Source organism: Vibrio sp. 10N.222.52.C3 (assembly GCF_041474195.1).
In the GTDB taxonomy this organism is placed as follows: Bacteria; Pseudomonadota; Gammaproteobacteria; order Enterobacterales; family Vibrionaceae; genus Vibrio; species Vibrio crassostreae_C.
In genome coordinates, this window is sequence record NZ_JBFRTQ010000252.1 from 1 (window position 1) to 251 (window position 251).

The 251-nt window shown below is 45.0% G+C and carries 1 tRNA gene; it reads right to left on the minus strand.

What is annotated here, in order from left to right:
- Positions 1–126: 126 nt before the first annotated feature.
- Positions 127–202, minus strand: a tRNA-Val gene (locus AB4517_RS22755).
- Positions 203–251 lie beyond the last annotated feature (49 nt).

Genomic DNA, 251 nt, shown 5'->3' on the forward strand with positions numbered 1-251 from the left:
CCAAATTGTTAAAGAGCAATGAGACTTCTTGTGAAGTTCATTTTCTAAAGACTCTCACAGTCGAAAAATCCAACCAGCGACATAAGAAGTGGTTTGGAGATTTAACTTCCAAGAATATTTAGAGAATGGTGGGCGATACCGGGCTCGAACCAGTGACCCCCTGCTTGTAAGGCAGGTGCTCTCCCAACTGAGCTAATCGCCCACGATAGTTTTAATTCCTTCGTGGAGAAAGAATGGTGGGTCGTGCAGGA